Source organism: Delftia sp. WSY_22 (assembly GCF_043104185.1).
Taxonomy (GTDB): Bacteria; Pseudomonadota; Gammaproteobacteria; order Burkholderiales; family Burkholderiaceae_C; genus Comamonas; species Comamonas tsuruhatensis.
Window position 1 is genome coordinate 1 of the sequence record NZ_JBICKN010000046.1, and the last position, 1005, is coordinate 1005.

1 protein-coding gene and 1 pseudogene are annotated in these 1005 nt (G+C 69.5%); both read left to right on the forward strand.

What is annotated here, in order from left to right:
* Positions 1 to 207: pseudogene (locus tag ACF8NF_RS21445) on the forward strand (hypothetical protein); the annotation flags it as partial.
* Between the two features lie 73 nt (positions 208 to 280).
* On the forward strand, positions 281 to 1005 hold a 725-nt coding region (locus ACF8NF_RS21450), incomplete at its 3' end, for a DUF6531 domain-containing protein (RefSeq protein WP_392451241.1).

Consider the following 1005-nt stretch of genomic DNA (forward strand, 5'->3'; position numbering starts at 1 on the left):
GGTGGTGGCGGCGGCAGCGGTGGGGGCGCAGGCGGAGGTGGCAAGGCCTCCCAGCTCACCATGGATGGGCAAAGCATTGAGCTCAACGCCGCCAAGATCCGGCTCGAAGCCCAGCAGGAAATCCTGCTGACCTGCGGCGAAAGCACCATCCGCATCACGCCCGGCGACATCCAGATTCTCTCGCCCATGGACCGGCTCAACTGCTGAAGGCAGACAGCCCGTACCGCGTTCCCCGTATCCGCATTCCCGTTCTCCCCCATCTCTCCAGGAGAAGCCTCGCATGAGTGGCAAACCCGCAGCCCGCATCACCGACAGCGTCGTCAAGGGCAAGATCGTCACCGGCTCGCGCACCGTGCTCATCGGCAGCCAGGGCGGCCTGGCCTGCTCCGTCTGCCCGGACGGCATCACCGTCGGATCCCCCGTCAACCCCCAGCTGGGCGCCAAGGTCCTGCTGGGCGCACAAGACCTGGACTTTGCCCTGCCCTCGGCTGCGCTGCCCGTGGCCTGGCAGCGCCAGTACAGCAGCTACGTCAACCCAGAGCACGGCGCAGCCTGCGGCCTGCTGGGCCATGGCTGGCACCTGCTGCAGGAGCTCAGCATCCGCCTGCAGGAAGAGGCCACCTTGCTGCTGGACGCCAGCGGCCGCGTCATCACCTTCGACCAGCCTCTGGCCCCGGGCGGCCAGCTGCACAGTGCCAGCGAAGACATCTGGCTGCTGCGCGGCGGCAGCCCGGAGCCGGACGGCGGCACAGCGCCCTGGGCTGCGAACCCGCGCTGGTCGCATGTGGAGGCGGCGCTGGCGTGCAATCCCGAGGCCATCCTGGCCTTCAGCGGCGATGGCGACACCCTCTGGGGCTTTGGCCCCCCGCCCGGTGAGTCGGTCGATGGCCCCTGGCGCCTCATGGCCCAGATCGACCGCTTCGGACGCCGCCAGCTCTACCACTACAGCGACGGCAAGACCACGGCCCCGGACGTCAACGGCAGTCCGGAACCGCTGCCCGCAGG